Source organism: Burkholderia sp. BCC0097 (assembly GCF_902832985.1).
Taxonomy (GTDB): domain Bacteria; phylum Pseudomonadota; class Gammaproteobacteria; order Burkholderiales; family Burkholderiaceae; genus Burkholderia; species Burkholderia orbicola.
On the sequence record NZ_CADFDM010000001.1, the window covers coordinates 175,196 to 193,079 of the forward strand.

At 68.0% G+C, this 17,884-nt stretch carries 12 protein-coding genes; 5 read left to right on the plus strand and 7 right to left on the minus strand.

Annotation, left to right across the window (positions count from 1 at the left end):
• Positions 1-73: 73 nt before the first annotated feature.
• A complete protein-coding gene (locus tag HWX07_RS00785; protein ID WP_175874771.1) occupies positions 74-1,750 on the plus strand; it encodes a peptidase S1 in 1,677 nt (558 codons plus the stop codon).
• A gap of 101 nt (positions 1,751-1,851) precedes the next feature.
• Here the strand turns inward: HWX07_RS00785 and nadE are convergent, their stop codons facing one another.
• From nadE to HWX07_RS00800, 3 genes are all read right to left on the minus strand, one after another.
• Complete coding sequence (gene nadE, locus HWX07_RS00790) at positions 1,852-2,700, minus strand: ammonia-dependent NAD(+) synthetase (protein ID WP_175874772.1); 849 nt, start codon at positions 2,698-2,700, stop codon at positions 1,852-1,854.
• Positions 2,701-2,947: 247 nt separating this feature from the next.
• Positions 2,948-3,817: a DMT family transporter gene (locus tag HWX07_RS00795; RefSeq protein ID WP_175874773.1), complete on the minus strand. Its 870-nt coding sequence runs from the start codon at positions 3,815-3,817 to the stop codon at positions 2,948-2,950.
• A gap of 202 nt (positions 3,818-4,019) precedes the next feature.
• Positions 4,020-4,205, minus strand: a complete 186-nt coding sequence (locus HWX07_RS00800) for a hypothetical protein (protein WP_006480515.1) — start codon at positions 4,203-4,205, stop codon at positions 4,020-4,022.
• A gap of 227 nt (positions 4,206-4,432) precedes the next feature.
• Between HWX07_RS00800 and HWX07_RS00805 the strand changes: the two genes are divergently transcribed.
• Positions 4,433-5,191, plus strand: coding sequence for a DeoR/GlpR family DNA-binding transcription regulator (locus HWX07_RS00805; protein ID WP_006491117.1), 759 nt, complete (start codon positions 4,433-4,435; stop codon positions 5,189-5,191).
• 105 nt (positions 5,192-5,296) lie between these two features.
• Positions 5,297-7,093 carry a phospholipase D-like domain-containing protein gene (locus HWX07_RS00810; protein WP_175874774.1) on the plus strand — a complete coding sequence of 599 codons (1,797 nt, stop codon included), beginning with the start codon at positions 5,297-5,299 and terminating at the stop codon, positions 7,091-7,093.
• Positions 7,094-7,159: 66 nt separating this feature from the next.
• On the opposite strand, the gene HWX07_RS00815 is transcribed toward HWX07_RS00810, so the two are convergent.
• The 3 genes from HWX07_RS00815 to HWX07_RS00825 all read right to left on the minus strand — a co-directional run bounded on the left by HWX07_RS00815 (position 7,160) and on the right by HWX07_RS00825 (position 10,940).
• Complete coding sequence (locus HWX07_RS00815; protein ID WP_175874775.1) at positions 7,160-7,834, minus strand: TetR family transcriptional regulator; 675 nt, start codon at positions 7,832-7,834, stop codon at positions 7,160-7,162.
• A gap of 126 nt (positions 7,835-7,960) precedes the next feature.
• Positions 7,961-9,229, minus strand: a complete 1,269-nt coding sequence (locus HWX07_RS00820; RefSeq protein ID WP_175874776.1) for an FAD-binding oxidoreductase — start codon at positions 9,227-9,229, stop codon at positions 7,961-7,963.
• Between the two features lie 130 nt (positions 9,230-9,359).
• Positions 9,360-10,940, minus strand: a complete 1,581-nt coding sequence (locus HWX07_RS00825; RefSeq protein ID WP_175874777.1) for an amino acid permease — start codon at positions 10,938-10,940, stop codon at positions 9,360-9,362.
• A 635-nt stretch (positions 10,941-11,575) separates the two neighbouring features.
• On the opposite strand from HWX07_RS00825, the gene HWX07_RS00830 reads away from it, so the two are divergent.
• A complete protein-coding gene (locus HWX07_RS00830) occupies positions 11,576-13,087 on the plus strand; it encodes an aldehyde dehydrogenase family protein (RefSeq protein ID WP_175874778.1) in 1,512 nt (503 codons plus the stop codon).
• Between the two features lie 139 nt (positions 13,088-13,226).
• Here HWX07_RS00830 and HWX07_RS00835 read toward each other — a convergent pair whose 3' ends face one another.
• Positions 13,227-15,689: a DUF3772 domain-containing protein gene (locus HWX07_RS00835; RefSeq protein WP_175874779.1), complete on the minus strand. Its 2,463-nt coding sequence runs from the start codon at positions 15,687-15,689 to the stop codon at positions 13,227-13,229.
• 456 nt (positions 15,690-16,145) lie between these two features.
• On the opposite strand from HWX07_RS00835, the gene HWX07_RS00840 reads away from it, so the two are divergent.
• Complete coding sequence (locus HWX07_RS00840) at positions 16,146-17,564, plus strand: MFS transporter (RefSeq protein WP_175874780.1); 1,419 nt, start codon at positions 16,146-16,148, stop codon at positions 17,562-17,564.
• Positions 17,565-17,884: the final 320 nt, after the last annotated feature.

The window sequence follows — 17,884 nt, forward strand, 5'->3', positions numbered from 1 at the left end:
CGCACGGGCACACGCCTTTCCGTTCGACGCGGGTGGTCTGCCCGCGTCTTTTTTCACCTCCAGGAGCAGCACGATGGACATCGATTCCGCATCTTCCGGCGGCGTGTATCCGCTGCATCACGGCGACCACAATTCGCATGGCGTGCCGCCGACCATCAACCCGGTCGCGCTGAGCCACGGCCGCGACCAGCCGTTCTTCGATCCGGTCGCGTACGGCAACGGCCCGGACGACTCGGTGACCGACACGACCGAGGCGGCCGCGATCACGCACCACACGATCCTGATCGACGGGAAGCGGATCGCGTACACGGCGACGGTCGGCCACCTCGTGACCGTCGATCCGAGCAGTTCGCAGCCGGCCGCGAAAATCTTCTATGTCGCGTTCACGGCCGACGGCGCGAAGGAGGAAACGCGGCCCGTGACGTTCTTCTACAACGGCGGCCCCGGTTCGTCGTCGGTGTTCGTGCTGCTCGGCTCGTTCGCGCCGAAGCGCATCAAGACGTCGATGCCGGGTTTCACGCCGCCCGCGCCGTACCAGATCGAAGACAACCCGGACAGCATGATCGACCACAGCGACCTGGTGTTCATCAACCCGGTCGGCACCGGCTATTCGGCGGCCGTCGCGCCGAACAAGAACCGCGACTTCTGGGGCGTCGACCAGGATGCAAACTCGCTGAAGCAGTTCATCAAGCGCTACCTGACGAAGAACAATCGCTGGAATTCGCCGAAATACCTGTTCGGCGAATCGTACGGCACCGCGCGCAGCTGCGTGCTCGCGTACAAGCTGCACGAGGACGGCGTCGACCTGAACGGCGTCACGCTGCAATCGTCGATCCTCGATTACCGGCAGGCCGGCAACCCGGTCGGCACGCTGCCGACCGCCGCGGCCGACGCGTGGTATCACAAGAAGCTCGGCATCAAGCCGGCGCCGACCGATCTCGGCGCGTTCGTCGAGGAGGTTGCGCAGTTCGCGCGCACCGACTACCTGAGCGCGCTGCGTGCGGTGCCGCATGCGAACCCGGCCACCGTGCAGAAACTGTCGGAATACACGGGCATCGACACGGCGACGCTACAGACGTGGGGGCTTGACATCGCCGGCTACGACACGCGCGGCAATTCGCTGTTCCTGACGACGCTGCTGCATGCGCAGGGGCTCGCGCTCGGTTCGTACGACGGCCGCGTGACCGGGATCTCGTCGGGCATCGCCGGCAAGATCGACCCGAATTCGGGCGGCAACGATCCGACGATGACGGCCGTGACGGGCGTCTATACGGCGATGTGGAACAGCTACCTGAACGAGCAGTTGAAGTTCACGTCGAACTCCGCGTTCACGGACCTGAACGACCAGGCGTTCCAGAACTGGGATTTCAGCCACATCGACCCGACCGGCGCGCAGCAGGGCATCGATGCGCAGGGGAACGTGATCCTCTACACGGCCGGCGACCTCGCCGCGGTGATGGCGCTGAACGTCGACCTGAAGGTGCTGTCGGCGAACGGCTTCTACGATTTCGTCACGCCGTTCTACCAGACCGTGATCGATCTGCAGCAGATGCCGCTGGAGGACCGGAAGGTGCGGCAGAACCTGTCCGCGCGGTTCTATCCGTCGGGGCACATGGTGTATCTCGACGGGGGCTCGCGCACCGCGCTCAAGCGCGATCTCGCGGCAATGTACGACGCGACGGTCAGCGATACGGGCGCGCGGCTGCGCATTCGTGCGCTGCAGGCAAAGAAGACGGGCGGGAACGCGTAGCGTTGCCCCGCGCCGATGTGCCGCGCGCGGCCGGGACGGTGCGCGCGGCGGTAGGTCGGCCGCGGGGCGCCCGGCTTGTGCGGTTGGCTTACGCGGTCGGCTTATGCGGTCGGCCAGTCGAACATCGTGTACGGCAGCGCGCGCTTGTGGCGCGAGCCGTCGTAGAAGCGCAGCACCGTTTCGTACACACGATCGGCGACCGGCTTGCCTTCGAGGAAATCGTCGATCTCGTCGTAGGTCACGCCGTACGCGTGCTCGTCGGGGCGCAGCGGACGCAGTTCCTCCAGGTCGGCCGTCGGCACCTTCATCACGATCAGCTCCTCGCCGCCGAGCGCGCGTGCGACCGCGCGCACGCGGCGCTTGCTCAGGCCCGCGAGCGGCAGGATGTCCGCGCCGCCGTCGCCGAACTTCGTGAAGAAACCCATCAGCGATTCGGCCGCGTGATCGGTGCCGATCACGATGCCGCGCCGTGCGCCGGCCACCGCGTACTGCGCGATCATGCGCTCGCGCGCCTTGATGTTGCCGTGCACGAAATCCTGCTGCGCGGGCGTTTCGAATGCGTGGCCCGACGCGACCAGCGAACGGAGCATCGCATCGGCGGCCGGCTTCACGTCGACCGTCAATACCTCGTCCGCGCGCACGAATGCGAGCGCGCGCTGCGCATCCTCTTCGTCGTTCTGCACGCCGTTCGGCAAGCGCATCGCGATGAAGCGCGCATCGTAGCCGTCGGCGCGCAGGCGCTCGACCGCCAGTTGCGCGAGCCGGCCGGCCGTCGACGAATCGACGCCGCCGCTGATGCCGAGCACGTAGGTCCGCAGGCCGGTCGAACGAAGGTACTGCGCGAGGAAATCGACGCGGCGCTCGATTTCGGCTTCGACGTCGAAGTGCGGGGCGACGTTCAGTTCGGCAATGATCGCGCGTTGGCGGCTGGCGTAATCGGCGGAGGTCATGAGGGAAGATCCGGAACGAATTGCAAGGCGCTCATCATAAGCGCAATCGCGGCGTGCCGCCGCGCCGGGCCTGCGTTTCCGGCGGTGTCGCGTTGCATCGACGAGACGCGGCGCATCGCCGTGGTGCACGGTGCGCCGGGCGGGTGCAGGATGCCGCGCGAAGGGCGGCCGTGCGCGCGGCTTCGGCGAGGCGGGATGGAGGCTCGATGACGGCGTGGCAGCTCGATCCCGCATGCGTCGTCGCCCGTCAGCGCCGTGCGAGCACGACGCCCACCAGCGCGAGCGCGAAGCCCGCGAGCTGGATCGGCGCGAGCGTTTCGCCGAACAGACCGTAACCCTGCAGTGCGGCCAGCGGCGGCGCGAGGAACAGCAGCGACGTCGCGCGCGCCGCGTTGCCGCGCCGCAGCATCCACATCAGCATCGTGACCGCGCCGCCCGACAGGAACACGACGCCCCACACCAGCGACACCCACAGCGCCGGCGCGCCGATCCAGCGGGTCTCATGGAGCAGTACGACGAACACGGCCGCGACGATCGCCGCGCCGAAGTTCTGCACGGCGACCGCCGTGCGCAGATCGCTCTGCGCGAGCTTGCCTTTCTGGTACAGCGAACCGGCGGTGATCGATCCGACCGCGAGGACCGACACGGTGACGACGAGCCATGCAGGCGCGGCGCCCGGCGGCGGCGCGACGCCGCCCGTGACTTTCGGCGCGAGCACGAGCGCGACGCCGGCCAGCCCGAGCGCCATTCCGAGCCAGCCGCGCGCGGGCAGGCGTTCGTCGAACAGCGGGACCGCGAGCACGGCGGTGGCGAGCGGCTGCAGCGCGCCGAGCAGCGCCATCACGCCCGCATTCAACCCTTGCGCGACGGCCCAGTAGCTCGCGCCGAGATAGACGCCTTGCAACAGCGCGCCGGCGATCAGGTGGCGCGGCCATTCGCGGCGGGCCGGCCACGGTGCGCGCGCGACGAGCGCCACCACGGCGAACAGCGCGGCCGTGCCGGCGAAGCGCGCGAGCAGGAACAGGTTCGGATCGGCGTAGGGCTTGATCGCCCGTGCGACGATGAAGCCGGTGGACCAGAGCGCCACGAAGGCGGCGGCGACGATCGAGGTAAGCATGCGTGACGGGCCGCGAGGCGGCCGGACAGAACCGGGAAGTCGGCCAGTATCGGGCGAAGCGGCGCCGGCGTCTTGTCGAATCCTGCACTCATGCCGCGCGGCGCGTGACCGGGCCGGCGGTCATCGCGCGCCGGGTGCTCGGTGCGGCGGCGATCAGCGCTCGCCGCCGGCCCGGCGCAAGGCGGGCGCGCAGCCGCGACGATCAGTCGATCGAGAACGTGTCGAGCGGCTGGTTGGCGCGCGCGTCGGTCGCGAAGCGCGCGGCGAGCTGTTCGTAGAGCCGGCGTGCTTCGTCGAGCGTCAGGTCGATCCAGTACGGATCACCCGCCGCGTCGTTGAGGCGTTCCGGCGGAAACTGGATTTCGATCACACTGCCTTTGCGATACATGGCGCGAGCCCCTTTGATGGTCGGTATTGGTCGGTCGTTCGGCGAAGCGCAAAGTGTAGCAACCGGCGCCGCGCGAATTCACGCGCGCCGGACAATACTGAATTTCGCTTTCGGGAAACGCGCCCGGATGCTGCGTGGCCGCTTACCCGGCGCAGTCAAATGGTCGTCAAACGTCCGTAATACAATGGCCGGCTTACCCATTACCAGTCGCCTCGGGCGCACACGCGATGCTGGCGGAACAACGTCATCAATACATCCTGTCGGAGCTCGGACGCTCGGGCGCGCTGTCGGTCGCGGAACTCGTGCGTTCGCTCGACGTGTCGCGCGAAACCGTGCGGCGCGACCTGAATGCGCTGGCCGCGCGCGGCCTGCTCGTGATGACGCACGGCGGCGCGCTGGCCGCGGATCGCCGCGAGCCGAGCCTGTCCGAGCGCGAAGCCGCGAACGCCGACGCGAAGCGCACGATCGGGCGGCGCGCGGCCGAATTCGTGCCCGACGATGCATCGGTGCTGATCGATTCGGGCAGCACGCCGCATGCGGTCGCGCTGGCGCTCGCCGACCGGCACCGGCTGTCGATCTACACGAACGACTGGCGGACCGCATTCGTGCTCGCGCGGCGCAACGGCAACCGTGTGACGCTGCTCGGCGGCGAGCTGTCCGACGACGAGGACGCCACCTTCGGGCTCGACACTATCCACCAGCTCGCGCAATACCACGTCGATTTCGCGTTCGTCGGCGCCGGCGGCATCACGCCCGACGGCGAGTGCACCGACTACTCGCGGCTCGCGGCCGAAGTGCGCAGCCGGATGATCGCGGCGGCGGGCACGGCGATCATCGTCGCCGACCATTCGAAATTCGGCCGCGTGACGCCGGTGCGGATCAACGGCGCGGCGGCCGCCCGCTATCTGGTGACCGAGCGCGCACCCGACAAGGCCGTGCGCCGCGCGCTGACGGCGCGCGGAATCGAACTGCTCGTGTGCGACTGACGCGCATCCGACATACAAGGTTCATCGAAGCGTCATCGCGCGGGAAGAACCGTCGTCAAGACTGACTCATTCACCTCGACCGGCCGCCGGGCCAGGGAGCAACGAATGACCGTCAGCGTGCGCAGCTATCTTTCCCCCACTCTGGTCCTGCTGGCTTTCGACTGGCCCGATGCGGCGTCGCGGTCCGATTTCCTCGGCTTCGCGATCCGGCGCACGCCGGGCTTCTGGTCGGCCGACGGCAAGACGCGTGCGCCGGACAGCTGGCTGCCCAACCGCCTGACGTTCGACGGCCCGGCCGCCGACACGCAGGGCGATGCGCCGACCGACCAGGCGCCGATCCAGAAATTCATGTGGTGGGATGCACGCATCGATCCGCAGGATCGCGGTGCGTCGTTCCGCTACGACGTCTATCCGGTCGTCGGCACGCCGGCGAACCTGCAGGTGCTCGACGCGCAAGCCGGGGTGTGCGACGTCGTGCTGCCCGCGCACATCGAGGACGGCATCGGCACGTGGTTCAACCGCGCGGTGGTCAGCTCGCAGGCGTTCGCGAAGCAGGTTGCTGTGCTCGGTCTCGCGCCGAACGAGGCGCCGAGCGCCGCGCAGGCGCTGAAGCTGCGCACGTGGCTCGCGAACGACATGGAGCAGGTGTTCGCCGAGATGCTCGATCCCGCGTCGCGCGCGGTGTCGGCCGTCTATCACCTGACCGACACGCTGTGGGCGCTGCCCGCGTTCGTCGGGTTCGGCCGCCGGCACGGTGAAGCGTCGCTCGCGATCGTCTACGACGCGCACACGACGGCGCGCAAGGGCAGGCCGCCGCTGCCGTCGCCGAACCAGCCGGCCGTCGATGCGTTGCAGGGCCTGGCGACGCTCGCGCCGCGCGACCGGACGCACATCATGCACGACAAGTTCATCGTGACCGATGCGCCGTCGAACCCGGCGCCCGCGCGCGTGCTGACCGGCTCCGCGAACTTCACGACCGAGGGGCTGACCGAGCAGGCCAACGTGCTGCATGCGTTCGACTCGCCCGCGCTCGCCGCGCTGTACAACGCGCGCGCCCACGCGCTGGCTGGGAATCCGTCGATCGCGGAGACCGCGCGGCTGTCGTCGGGCTGGTCGGCGCCGATGACGATCGGCAGCGCGCAGGTGCGCGTCGCCTACTCGCCTGAGCCGGCGGGGCAGCGTACCGAGATCGATACGATCGTCGCCGCGATCGCGGCCGCGAAGCATTCGGTGTCGTTCTGCCTGTTCATGCCGACCGACGCCGCGCTGCGCGATGCGTGTTTCGCGGCCGGCGACCGCGGGCTGATGATGTTCGGCCTGGTGAACAAGATCAACGTGGGCAGTGCAACGAAGGCCGATACCGCGCAGCAGGCCGGCCAGACGCTCGATGCGGCGACGCTCGCGAACCTGGAGCTGTACCACCGCAGCCGCGACAACCACGACGTGATCGACGCGTCGTATTTCTCGCCGGCCACCGTGCCGCAAGGCTTCGAGCCGGAGTTGCGGCTGTTCCCGGGCGAACCGGCGCCGGCCTTTCCGCCCGTCGTAATCCATCACAAGTTCATCGTGATCGACGCGGAAGGCGCGAATCCGGTCGTCTATACGGGCTCGGCGAACATGAGCCGCAATTCCGAGCAGTACAACGACGAGAACCTGCTCGAGATCCGCGACAAGCGGATCGCGGCGATCTATCTCGCGGAATTCCTGCGTCTGTATGAGCACTACCGCGCACGCGCGCTGGCGATCAACGCGAAACGGCAGCACGGCACGGATACGGATGCGGGCGCGCATGCGCGGCTCGCGCTTGCGCGCGATTCGAGTTGGGCGAAGAAGTATTACGTGGCGGGCAGCCCGGAACAGAAGGCGCGGATCGCGCTGGCGTCGGTCGCGCCGACGGACTGATGCGCTGAAGGGCTGAAGTTGGAGGGGGCGCGGATATCGCGTGCCCCGGTCGGCGACTGCCGCCGCTTACGCGGCGACGTAGCGGAGCACCGCGTCGGCGATCGTGTCGCGATGCCGCGCGCGCAGGCGCGGCGCCGACGGGTCGCGGCCGAATGCGGCGCCGAACGTGTAGCGGTTCGACACGCGGTGGAAGCAGAACGAGCTGATCAGCAGATGCAGGTCGAACGCGTCGATGTCTTTGCGGAACGCACCGCTCGCCGCGCCGCGCTCGAGCAGTTCCTCGAGCGTCTTGATGATGCTGACGTTGCGGTTCTTGAACGACTTCAGCTGTTCGACATACTTCGCGCCGTGGATGTTCTCGATCGACACGAGGCGGACGAAATCGCGATGCTTGTCGTGATAGTCGAACGTGAACTCGACGAGGCGGCGCATGCCTTCGCGCGGCTCCATGTCGCCGACGTGCAACTCCTGCTCGAGTGCGCGGATGTCGCCGTACACCTTCTCCAGCACGGCCTCGTACAGGCCTTCCTTGCTTTCGAAGTAGTAGTAGAGCATCCGCTTCGTCGTGTTCGTGCGCTCGGCGATCGCGTCGACGCGCGCACCGGCGAGACCCATCGCGGAGAATTCCTGCGTGGCGACATCGAGGATGTTGCGCTTGGTTTGCTCGGGATCGTATTTACGCCGCGCATCGGACGCAAGCGCGCGGGGGTCGGACGTGGCGGCCTTGCTTCCTGCTTTCATGTGACTTTGTTGTGGTTCGCGGCGGCTTGGAAAAGGCATTCTAGCATGTGGAAAATGCCCGCCCGGCCGACCTTCCGCTCTAATCGGCAAGGCCGTCGGCACGGTCGTTTCGGCCGCCGCGGGCGCTCAGCGGCGGCAGGACGCGAGCGCGTCGCGAGCCTGGTACGCCGTATACGTGAGCTGCGCGGCGGCGAGGCCGGCCAGCCCGAACGTGCGCGTGAGCCCGAACGCCGCGAAGCCGTCCGGCACCGGCCGGCCTTCGGCCAGTGCGGCGGCGAGCGCCTCGCCGGCTACCGTGGTCGGCGCCATCCCGTGGCCGCCGAACGCGATCGCGTGCCATACGCCGTCCGCGTCGCGGCCGATCTGCGGCATCTTGTGCCGCGCGTAGCTCATCAGGCCGCCCCACGCGTAGTCGACCTTCACGCCTTCCAGTTGCGGATACACGCGCAGCAGGTCGCGCCGCAGCAGGCGCGCGATCGCGTCGGGGCCGCGGTCGAGCACGGAGATCCGGCCGCCCCACAGGATCCGCGTGTCCTTCAGCGGACGGTAGTAGTCGAACGCGAAACGCGTGTCGTAGATTGCGTACGGCGCGTCGATCGCGTCGGGCAGGCGCGTGCCGAGCGGTTCGGTCGCGATCACGTAGGTCGCGATCGGCAGCACCGCGCGCTCGATGCGCGGCGATACGCCGCGCGCGTAGCCGCCGCCGGCGAACACGACGTCCTTCGCGCGCACCGCGCCCTGCGCCGTGCGCACGACGTAGCCGGCGCCGTCGCGCGCGATGCCGAGCGCGGCCGAGCGTTCGTACACGCGTGCGCCGCCGCGCGACGCGGCCGCCGCGACGCCGAGCACGTACTTCAGCGGATGGAAATGGAACGCGTTCGGCTCGAACAGGCCGCCGTAATAGCGCTGTGTTTTCAGCCGCTCGCGCAGCGCGCCGGTCGGCACGGGCTCCCAGTCGACGCCGAGTTCGTTCTTCATCAGCGTGCGCACGCTGTCGAGCCGCGATGGATCGTCGAACCAGTTCGCGAGCATCACGCCCTGGTCGACGATGTCGCAGTCGATCCCGTAGCGGGCGATGCGCGCGCGGATCAGGTCGACCGCGTCGACGGTGAGCCGGTACAGCCGGCGCCCTTCGTCGCGGCCGAGCGTGCGCAGCAGGTCGGCGTTGTCGAGGCTGTAGCCGCCGAACACGAAGCCGCCGTTGCGGCCCGACGCGCCGAAGCCGACCCGCTCGCTGTCGAGCACGACGACGTCCGTCACGCCGCGCTCGACGAGGCCGAGCGCCGTGCACAGGCCGGCGAGGCCGCCGCCGACGATGCAGACCTGGGTATCGATCGTGCCGGTCAGTTGCGGGTGGGGCTGGCGGGTAACGGTGGCTTCGTAGAAGTTCTGCATGCGTGTTGGTGACTCGTGACGGCGGAAAAACGGACGGCGCGCGTCGATCTTGCCTGAACGCGCGCGCCGCGTCGAATGGGGTTTCAGCGCGGCGGCCGCCGTGGTGGGGCGGCTGCCGCGTTACCGGGCGTCAGGCGCCCGGCGTCGGGTTGACCGGACGGGCGACATAGGCCGGATAGCCGGCGTTGGCCTTGTCGGTTGCTTCGTGCGTCGCGTTGCGTTCGATCCACGGCGCGATTTCCATGTCCTCGTAGCGCACCAGCCGGCATTTGCGCACGAGCGCGTAGCCGAGCCAGATCGCGAGGAAGAACGGCAGGCCGATGTAGGTTGCGGCGACGCCCGCCCAGTCGATCTTGTCGGCGAGGAACGCCTGGTAGTCCTGGCCGAGCGCGACGACCGCGCACAGCGCGAACGCGAACAGCGGGCCGAACGGGAACCACTTCGACCGGTACGGCAACTGGTCGAGCCGGTAGCCCTGCTTCAGGAAACCCTTGCGAAAGCGGTAGTGGCTGACCGCGATGCCGAGCCATGTGATGAAGCCGGCCATGCCCGACGTGTTCAGCAGCCACAGGTAGACCGTCTTGTCGCCGTACAGCGACGTGAGGAAACACAGCGCGCCGATGGCGGTCGTTGCATACAGCGCATTGCGCGGCACGCCGCCCGGCGACAGCTTCGCGAACAGCTTCGGCGCGCGGCCTTCGACCGCGAGGTTGTAGAGCATCCGCGTCGACGCGTACATGCCCGAGTTGCCGGCCGACAGCACGGCCGTCAGGATCACCGCGTTCATCACGCCGGCGGCAAAGGCGAGGCCCGCGTGGCGGAACACCAGCGTGAACGGGCTCACGCCGATATCGGTCACGTCGCTTTTCAGCAGGCTCGGATCGGTGTACGGAACCAGCACGCCGATCACGAAGATCGCGAACACGTAGAACAGCAGGATGCGCCAGAAGATCTGGCTCACCGCGCGCGGAATCGTCGTGCGCGGGTTTTCCGATTCGCCGGCCGCGACGCCGATCATCTCGGTACCCTGGAACGAGAAGCCCGCGATCATCGCGACGCCGAGCATGGTTGCCCAGCCGCCGACGAACGGCGCGTCGCCGATCGTGAAGTTGCCCCAGCCGGCGCTCGGGCCGCCCTGCATGATCCCGAAGATCATCAGCAGGCCGACGCCGACGAACGCGAGCACGGTGAGTACCTTGATCAGCGCGAACCAGTATTCGGCTTCGCCGAAGCCGCGCACCGACAGTGCGTTGAGCGCGAAGATCAGCGTGAGGAACAGCGCGCTCCACCAGACGCCCGGCACGTGCGGGAACCAGTAGTGCATCACGAGCTGCGCGGCGACGAGCTCCACCGCCAGCGTCACGGCCCAGCTGTACCAGTAGTTCCAGCCGAGCGCGAAGCCGAAGCCTTCGTCGACGAACTTCGCGCCGTAGGTCGCGAACGAGCCCGACACCGGCATGAACGCGGCCATTTCGCCGAGGCTCGTCATCAGGAAATAGACCATCAGGCCGATCAGCATGTACGCGACCATCGCGCCACCGGGGCCGGCTTGCGAGATCGATGCGCCGGACGCGACGAACAAGCCCGTGCCGATCGAGCCGCCGATCGCGATCATCCGCAGATGGCGGGCCTGCAACGCGCGGTGGAGGGAGGGCTTCGCGGGCGGCGAGGCGGACGGGCGGGACGAATCGGGGCGGGCATCTGAATGCATGGCGGGCGCTGGGCGCTGTCTCCGGGATTGTTTTTCGGTGACGAAGCGCGACGCGTTGCCGCCCGCGGGCCGGGCAGCGGTGATGCGGTGCGAAACCGGTCCGCTGAGCCGGGCCGTGGTACGTGTCGCCTTCGTCGGTCGTCCGGCTGCCGTGGTGGCGGCCGGCGGCGCGCCGGGTGCGTTGCACCTCGACGTCGCACCGATTGTGTGTGCGCCGGGGCACGGCCGGCAAACGATATTTCCGAACAGGGTGATGCGGGATGGTCATCAACTTGTGTCGGGCCGTGATACGTCCGAGTACTCGCCTGCGGGCTTTGGAAACGTCCGATATTGCCGTGGGCACGGGCGCGGCTGGCCTGCTCACTTCTTGCGTTTTGGGAATGAAGTCGTGAGTTAATATCAATAGCGGCCCGACTTGTGGCCATCGACAATGTGTTTCATGGATCGTGCCTCGCGAGGCTGGGGTGCGCCGTTTGGCCGAGCTTGCCGGCGGCGGCGCAGCGCAATGCGCCGGATGGCGCACCGGGCCCGCCGCGCGGCGCGTCCGCTTGCACGACGCGCTCGAACGCGCTCCAATCGAATCACGCGGGCGGCGCTGCCGCCGCACCGATCAATCTGTCCCTGAAGAGGAAGTGATGCAATTCAACGACATTCTCGCCGCGCTCGACATCGATCTCGCCCAGTGGAAAGGCAACGCGCTGACCGCGCGTTCGCCGCTCGACGGCGCGACGCTCGCGACGCTGGCCGTCGACACGCCCGCCGACGCCGAGCGCAAGATCGACGCCGCGCACGATGCATTCCTCAAGTGGCGTACGGTGCCGGCGCCGGTGCGCGGCGAACTCGTGCGCGTGTTCGGCAACGTGCTGCGCGAGCACAAGGCCGAGCTCGGCCGCCTCGTCACGCTCGAAGCCGGCAAGATCACGTCGGAAGGCCTCGGCGAAGTGCAGGAAATGATCGATATCTGCGACTTCGCGGTCGGCCTGTCGCGTCAGCTTTACGGCCTCACGATCGCGTCCGAGCGCCCGGGCCACCGGATGATGGAAACGTGGCATCCGATCGGCGTGTGCGGCGTGATTTCGGCGTTCAACTTCCCGGTCGCGGTGTGGGCGTGGAATGCGGCGCTCGCGTTCGTGTGCGGCGATTCGGTCGTGTGGAAGCCGTCCGAGAAGACGCCGCTCACCGCGATCGCGTGCCACGTGCTGCTCCAGAAGGCGCTCCGCGAGTTCGAGAAGACGCATCCGGGCGTCGCGCCGGCGGAACTGAGCCAGTTGGTGCTCGGCATGCGCGACGTCGGCGAGGTGCTGACCGCGTCGAAGAAGGTGCCGGTCGTCAGCGCGACGGGCAGCGTGCGGATGGGCCAGGAAGTCGCGAAGGTGCTGAGCCAGCGCCTGGCACGCGGCATCCTCGAACTCGGCGGCAACAACGGGATGATCGTCGCGCCGAGCGCGGATCTCGACCTCGTCGTGCGCGCGGTCACGTTCGCGGCGGTCGGCACGGCCGGCCAGCGCTGCACGACGCTGCGCCGCCTGATCGTGCATCGCAGCCTCGTCGAGCAACTGCTGCCGCGCATCGAGAAGGCCTATGCGTCGGTGAAGGTCGGCAATCCGCTCGAGGAAGGCACGCTGGTCGGCCCGCTGGTCGATCGTGCGTCGTTCGACGCGATGCAGAAGGCGCTGGCCGATGCGCGCGAGCAGGGCGGTGAAGTGAAGGGCGGCGAGCGCATCGACGTCGGTCACGCGGATGCGTACTACGTGCGTCCGGCCATCGTGCGGATGCCGAAGCAATCGGCGGTGGTCGAGCGCGAGACGTTCGCGCCGATCCTGTACGTGATGGTTTATGACAACTTCGAGGACGCGATCGACGTGCACAACGCGGTGCCGCAAGGCCTGTCGTCGGCGATCTTCACGAACGACATGCGCGAGGCCGAGCAGTTCATGTCGGCGGCCGGCAGCGATTGCGGGATCGTCAACGTGAACATCGGCACGAGCGGCGCGGAAATCGGCGGCGCGTTCGGCGGCGAGAAGGAAACGGGCGGCGGGCGTGAATCGGGTTCGGATGCGTGGAAGGCGTATATGCGCCGTGCGACGAATACGATCAACTACAGCCGGCACCTTCCGCTGGCGCAGGGGGTGAAGTTCGACGTGTAAGGGCAGGCGCCCGGCCAGGGCGCGTCGACGGTCGAATGGCAAGGGCCGGTTGCCGCGAAAGCGGTAACCGGCCCTTGTCGTTTACTGCGGTGCGCGCGGCGCGCCGAGCGATCGCGAGCGTACTCGCTCGATGGCTCGCCTACGATTCGTGCGGCGTGGAACCCTCGTTCGCCGGCATGTTCTGCACGACCAGCATCTGCGGGCTCGACAGCGTGATCCCCGCCGCGCGCAACTGCTTGAGGATCTCGAACAGCAGATCGCTCTTCGTCGAACTCGCGATCCGCGGGCTCGACACGTAACCCGTCACGCTCAGCGTGATCCCGTCCGGCGCGAGCTGGCTGAACGTCACCGACGGCGCCGGTTTCTCGAGAATCGCCGGGTGTTCGCGATACGCATCGAGCAGCAGGTCGCGCACCTGCTCGGGATCGGTGTTCAGCGGGAACGTCAGCACCAGCGTCGCAACGCCCTGCGTGCTGTTGCCCATCGTCACGTTGCGCACGTTCTGCGAGATCAGTTGCGAATTCGGCACGATCACGGTCGAGCGGTCGCTCAGCTGGATCTCGGTCGCGCGCACGTTGATGCGGCGGATGTCGCCTTCGACGCCCGCGATGCTGACCATGTCGCCCACCTTCACCGGGCGCTCGGTCAGCAGGATCAGCCCCGACACGAAGTTCTTGACGATTTCCTGCAGGCCGAAGCCGATACCGACCGACAACGCGCTGACGATCCACGCGAGGTTGTTCCACCGGACGCCGAGCAGCCCGAGCGTCATCAGCACGAGCAGCACGTAGCCGACGTTGGTGAACAGCGTGATCAGCGACACGCGCATGCCCGTATCCATGCCGAGCGCGGGCATGAATTCGCCGTCGAGCCAGCGGCGCAGCGAGCGCAGCAGGTAGAAGCCGATCGCGAAGCCGATCACGGCGTTGAAGATCCGGTCGGGCATGATGTTCAGGCTCTGCAGCCGCTGGCTGCCGATCATCGCGACCGCGCTGTCGAGCAGGTCGCCCGGCGTCGTGCCGAAACCGCCGGTCACCAGCGCGATCGCCGCGATCAGCATCAGCAAGCTCGTGCCGAAACCGGACAGGACCGTGCGTGCCTGATCGAGGTGGCGGTCTTCGAGCGCGAACAGGTGCTTGATCTGCTGGCCCGTCGACAGGCTCGACGAGAACAGGCTTTCGCTCGCGTCGCGCGTCAACTGGATCAGGATGTAGGTCGCGCACAGCACGATTTCGAACCACACGAGCTCGTACGTGATGAAGCGCGCGACCGTGATGTAACCGATCAGGAGTGCGATCAACGACGCGACGATCGCAAGCGTGACGCCGGCATGGATCAGCCCGGCCAGCGTCGAGCGCTGCTCCGGTGCCTCGCCTGCCGCCGCGAGGGCGCTGCGCGCACGGTTCGCGCGCAGCAGCGACGCGCCGACCGTCAGCGCGACGACGAGCGACACGATGCCGCGACCGAACAGCGTGACCGACAGGCTGGTGTCGACGATCCGGTTGATCGATTCGAGCGTGCCGGATACCAGCAGCAGCCCGGCCAGGATGCTGGGGAACGGCTTCATCGCGAGCGCGACGGGATCGGCGAGCGCGGGCAGGCGCCACGACGGATGCTTCGTGCAGAGCAGTGCGCGGCCGAGCCCGGCGATCAGCGCGCAGGTCGCGGCGAGCTTTGCGAACTGGTCCCACAGGTCGGTCAGCGACGGCGTGAGCTCGTAGTGGCGCGCGACGGCGAGGTAGAGGATCTGGATCGCGATGGCCGTCGCGAGGAAGGTCGACAGGGCGGTCGTCAGCGCCAGGGCGCTGCGGCGCAAGCGGGAGGGCGGCAGGCGGTTCAGCGCGATCCACGCGAGCCCGCGCTCGATGAGCCGGCGGCCGCCGAGCCAGGCGGCGAACGCGGCGACCAGCAGCAGCGCGGTGATCGCCCGTTGCCCAGGCACCCACGACGAATGCAGCATGTCGATCAGCTCGCCGTTGAAATCGTCGAGCCGCTGGCGATCGTCCGGTGACAGGTGGAACAGCGGCAGCCAGAACTGCGCGCTGAAGATGCTGCCCGAACGGAACGCGAGCTGGTTCTTCAGCAGGCTGCGGTGCAGCTTCGCGAACTGCTCGGTCAGGTTCGCGAGGCTTGTCTTCTGGTCGGCGGCCTGCTTCAGCGCGGCGTCGATCTGCGTCTTGCGCGCGTCGAGCGCGGCGCGCTGCTTCGCGACGGCCGGCGCTTCCGGCGCGGCGCCCTCGGCCGGCGCCGGCCCGAGCACGTCGAGCTGCGCCTGAACCTGCGCACGTTGCGGTGTGAGATCACTCTGCAGTTTCGCGACATCGGTGCTCAGTTCCTGCGCCGAGTCGTCGAGCGCGTCCAGCTCCTTGCTGTTGGACGCGGTCGAGGTCTGCTGCTTGATGCGGTCCAGCTCGGCCTGCATCTGCTTGAGTTGCGCGATGGCGTCGGGCAGGGAAATGGCCGGCGCGGCGGCGCCGACGCCGCTCGCGACGGGCGCGGAGGCTGCCGCCGGAAACGCCGACGCGGTCGCGATCGCCGCGAACTGCAGCAGCGCGATCAGCGCGATCCGGCGGGCGTACGTGGAAAGTCGTTGTATGGACATGGAATGCTTACGTTTTGCCGACAATGCCGGTTGCCGAAAGGCAGCCGGAAGCCGGTAGTTGGCCCGGTAGCATGTTACCGGGGCGCGGAACGCGTGGTTGTACCGATTGCGTGTCCTCCTTCGCCGCGATTCGGGCGGCGCGCGCCTGCGCGAAACAGCGGGGGAGGCTTGTCCTTGCCGGTCTGCGCGGGGCCCGAGCGGAGGCCAACGGCCGGGGAACGCCGCGCCGACGCGCTTCCCGTATTCGACATACGGTTACGCAATTTACACAATGTCCGGGGGAAAACGGGGCGTCGAACGGCTTCGGCAGCCGGCGCGGCCGTCATGCCGGCTTGCCGATGCGCCGAACGGGCGTGCCGGTACAATGCAGCGATTCGCACGGCGGCGGTTCGGCTGTCCGCCGGAGAACGACGCACAACGCGACACAACACGACACGATCAGGAGACGCGCCCAAGATGGCCTCAACGGACAGCCTTCCGCAGGCACAAGCCCCATCCCCCTCCATCGACCCCGGCTCCATCTCGGCCCGTCTCGACCGCCTGCCGCCGACGCGCAGCGTCTGGAAGCTCGTCGTGCTGCTGAGCCTCGGCTTCTTCTTCGAACTCTACGACCTGCTGTACAGCGGCTACGTCGCGCCGGGCCTCGTGAAAAGCGGCATCCTGTCCGCGACGACGCACGGCCTGTTCGGCACCACGGGCGTCGCGAGCTTCATCGCCGCGTTGTTCTCCGGCCTTTTCATCGGCACGATCGCGTGCGCCTTCCTCGCCGACCGCTTCGGCCGCCGCGCGATCTTCACGTGGTCGCTGCTGTGGTACACGGCCGCGAACGTCGTGATGGCGTTCCAGGACACCGCCACGGGGCTGAACTTCTGGCGCTTCGTCGTCGGTCTCGGCCTCGGCGTCGAGATGGTGACGATCGGCACCTACATCTCCGAACTCGTACCGAAGCAGATCCGCGGCCGCGCGTTCGCGTGCGAGCAGGCGGTGGGGTTCGTCGCGGTGCCGGTGGTCGCGTTCCTCGCATACCTGCTGGTGCCGCACGCGCCGCTCGGCCTCGACGGCTGGCGCTGGGTCGTGCTGATCGGCGCGCATGGCGCGCTGTTCGTGTGGTGGATTCGCCGCGAACTGCCGGAAAGCCCGCGCTGGCTCGCGCAGCAGGGCCGGGTCGACGAAGCCGACCGCATCATGCGCGCGCTCGAGGCGAAGGTCGAAGCCGAATACGGGCGGCCGTTGCCGCCGCCCGCGCCGGCCGAACCCGTGCCGCCGCGCGGCAGCTTCCGCGACATGTGGGTGCCGCCGTATCGCAGCCGCACGATCATGATGACGATCTTCAACGTGTTCCAGACGGTCGGCTTCTACGGCTTCGCGAACTGGGTGCCGACGCTGCTGATCAAGCAGGGCATCACGATCACGTCGAGCCTGATGTATTCGAGCGTGATCGCGCTCGCGGCGCCGATCGGCCCGCTGATCGGCCTCGTGATCGCCGACCGCTTCGAGCGCAAGTCGGTGATCGTCGCGATGGCGGCGGCGATCGTCGTCTGCGGGCTGCTGTTCAGCCAGACGACGGTGGGCGCGTTCCTGATCGTGCTCGGCATCGGCCTCACGCTCGCGAGCAACATCATGTCGTACAGCTTCCACGCCTACCAGGCCGAGTTGTTCCCGACGTCGATTCGCGCGCGGGCCGTCGGTTTCGTCTATTCGTGGAGCCGCTTCTCGGCGATCTTCTCGTCGTTCGTGATCGCGGCCGTGCTGCGGGGCTTCGGCACGTTCGGCGTGTTCGCGTTCATCGCGGGCGCGATGGTGGTCGTGATGGCTGCAATCGGATGGATGGGGCCGCGTACGAAGGGCATCGCGCTCGAAACCATCTCGAAGTAGTCGGCGCGGTGTGCACGCGTGTCGCATGGTTCGTGCGGCATGCGCGCGTGCGATGCGGGCGAAGTCCCGGTTTCCGATCGCCCAGATCGCCGGATCAAAAAAATGCTTCGTCATGCAAATCATAAACAGGGCGACACGCTCGATCCGGATGAAACCTGCGTGCCTTCGGACAACGTGTGCCGAAACTGCCCAACGCGTCAGCCTGCCACGCAGCGAACACGCAAGCGGAAACGAGTTGAAACAAAGCGTGACGAAGCGCAATTCCCCGTAAAAGCGTGCTTCGGGCCGCGGCCGATTCGCGTATCGACGAGTAAAATAGG

Excerpts from the sequence above, each read along its gene's own strand:
- HWX07_RS00805 (WP_006491117.1), top strand. The coding sequence starts at position 4,433 with ATGCTGGCGGAACAACGTCATCAATACATCCTGTCGGAGCTCGGACGC.
- HWX07_RS00785 (WP_175874771.1), top strand. The coding sequence starts at position 74 with ATGGACATCGATTCCGCATCTTCCGGCGGCGTGTATCCGCTGCATCAC.
- HWX07_RS00815 (WP_175874775.1), bottom strand. The coding sequence starts at position 7,834 with ATGAAAGCAGGAAGCAAGGCCGCCACGTCCGACCCCCGCGCGCTTGCG.
- HWX07_RS00795 (WP_175874773.1), bottom strand. The coding sequence starts at position 3,817 with ATGCTTACCTCGATCGTCGCCGCCGCCTTCGTGGCGCTCTGGTCCACC.
- HWX07_RS00810 (WP_175874774.1), top strand. The coding sequence starts at position 5,297 with ATGACCGTCAGCGTGCGCAGCTATCTTTCCCCCACTCTGGTCCTGCTG.
- HWX07_RS00840 (WP_175874780.1), top strand. The coding sequence starts at position 16,146 with ATGGCCTCAACGGACAGCCTTCCGCAGGCACAAGCCCCATCCCCCTCC.
- HWX07_RS00835 (WP_175874779.1), bottom strand. The coding sequence starts at position 15,689 with ATGTCCATACAACGACTTTCCACGTACGCCCGCCGGATCGCGCTGATC.
- HWX07_RS00825 (WP_175874777.1), bottom strand. The coding sequence starts at position 10,940 with ATGCATTCAGATGCCCGCCCCGATTCGTCCCGCCCGTCCGCCTCGCCG.
- HWX07_RS00820 (WP_175874776.1), bottom strand. The coding sequence starts at position 9,229 with ATGCAGAACTTCTACGAAGCCACCGTTACCCGCCAGCCCCACCCGCAA.
- nadE (WP_175874772.1), bottom strand. The coding sequence starts at position 2,700 with ATGACCTCCGCCGATTACGCCAGCCGCCAACGCGCGATCATTGCCGAA.
- HWX07_RS00800 (WP_006480515.1), bottom strand. The coding sequence starts at position 4,205 with ATGTATCGCAAAGGCAGTGTGATCGAAATCCAGTTTCCGCCGGAACGC.
- HWX07_RS00830 (WP_175874778.1), top strand. The coding sequence starts at position 11,576 with ATGCAATTCAACGACATTCTCGCCGCGCTCGACATCGATCTCGCCCAG.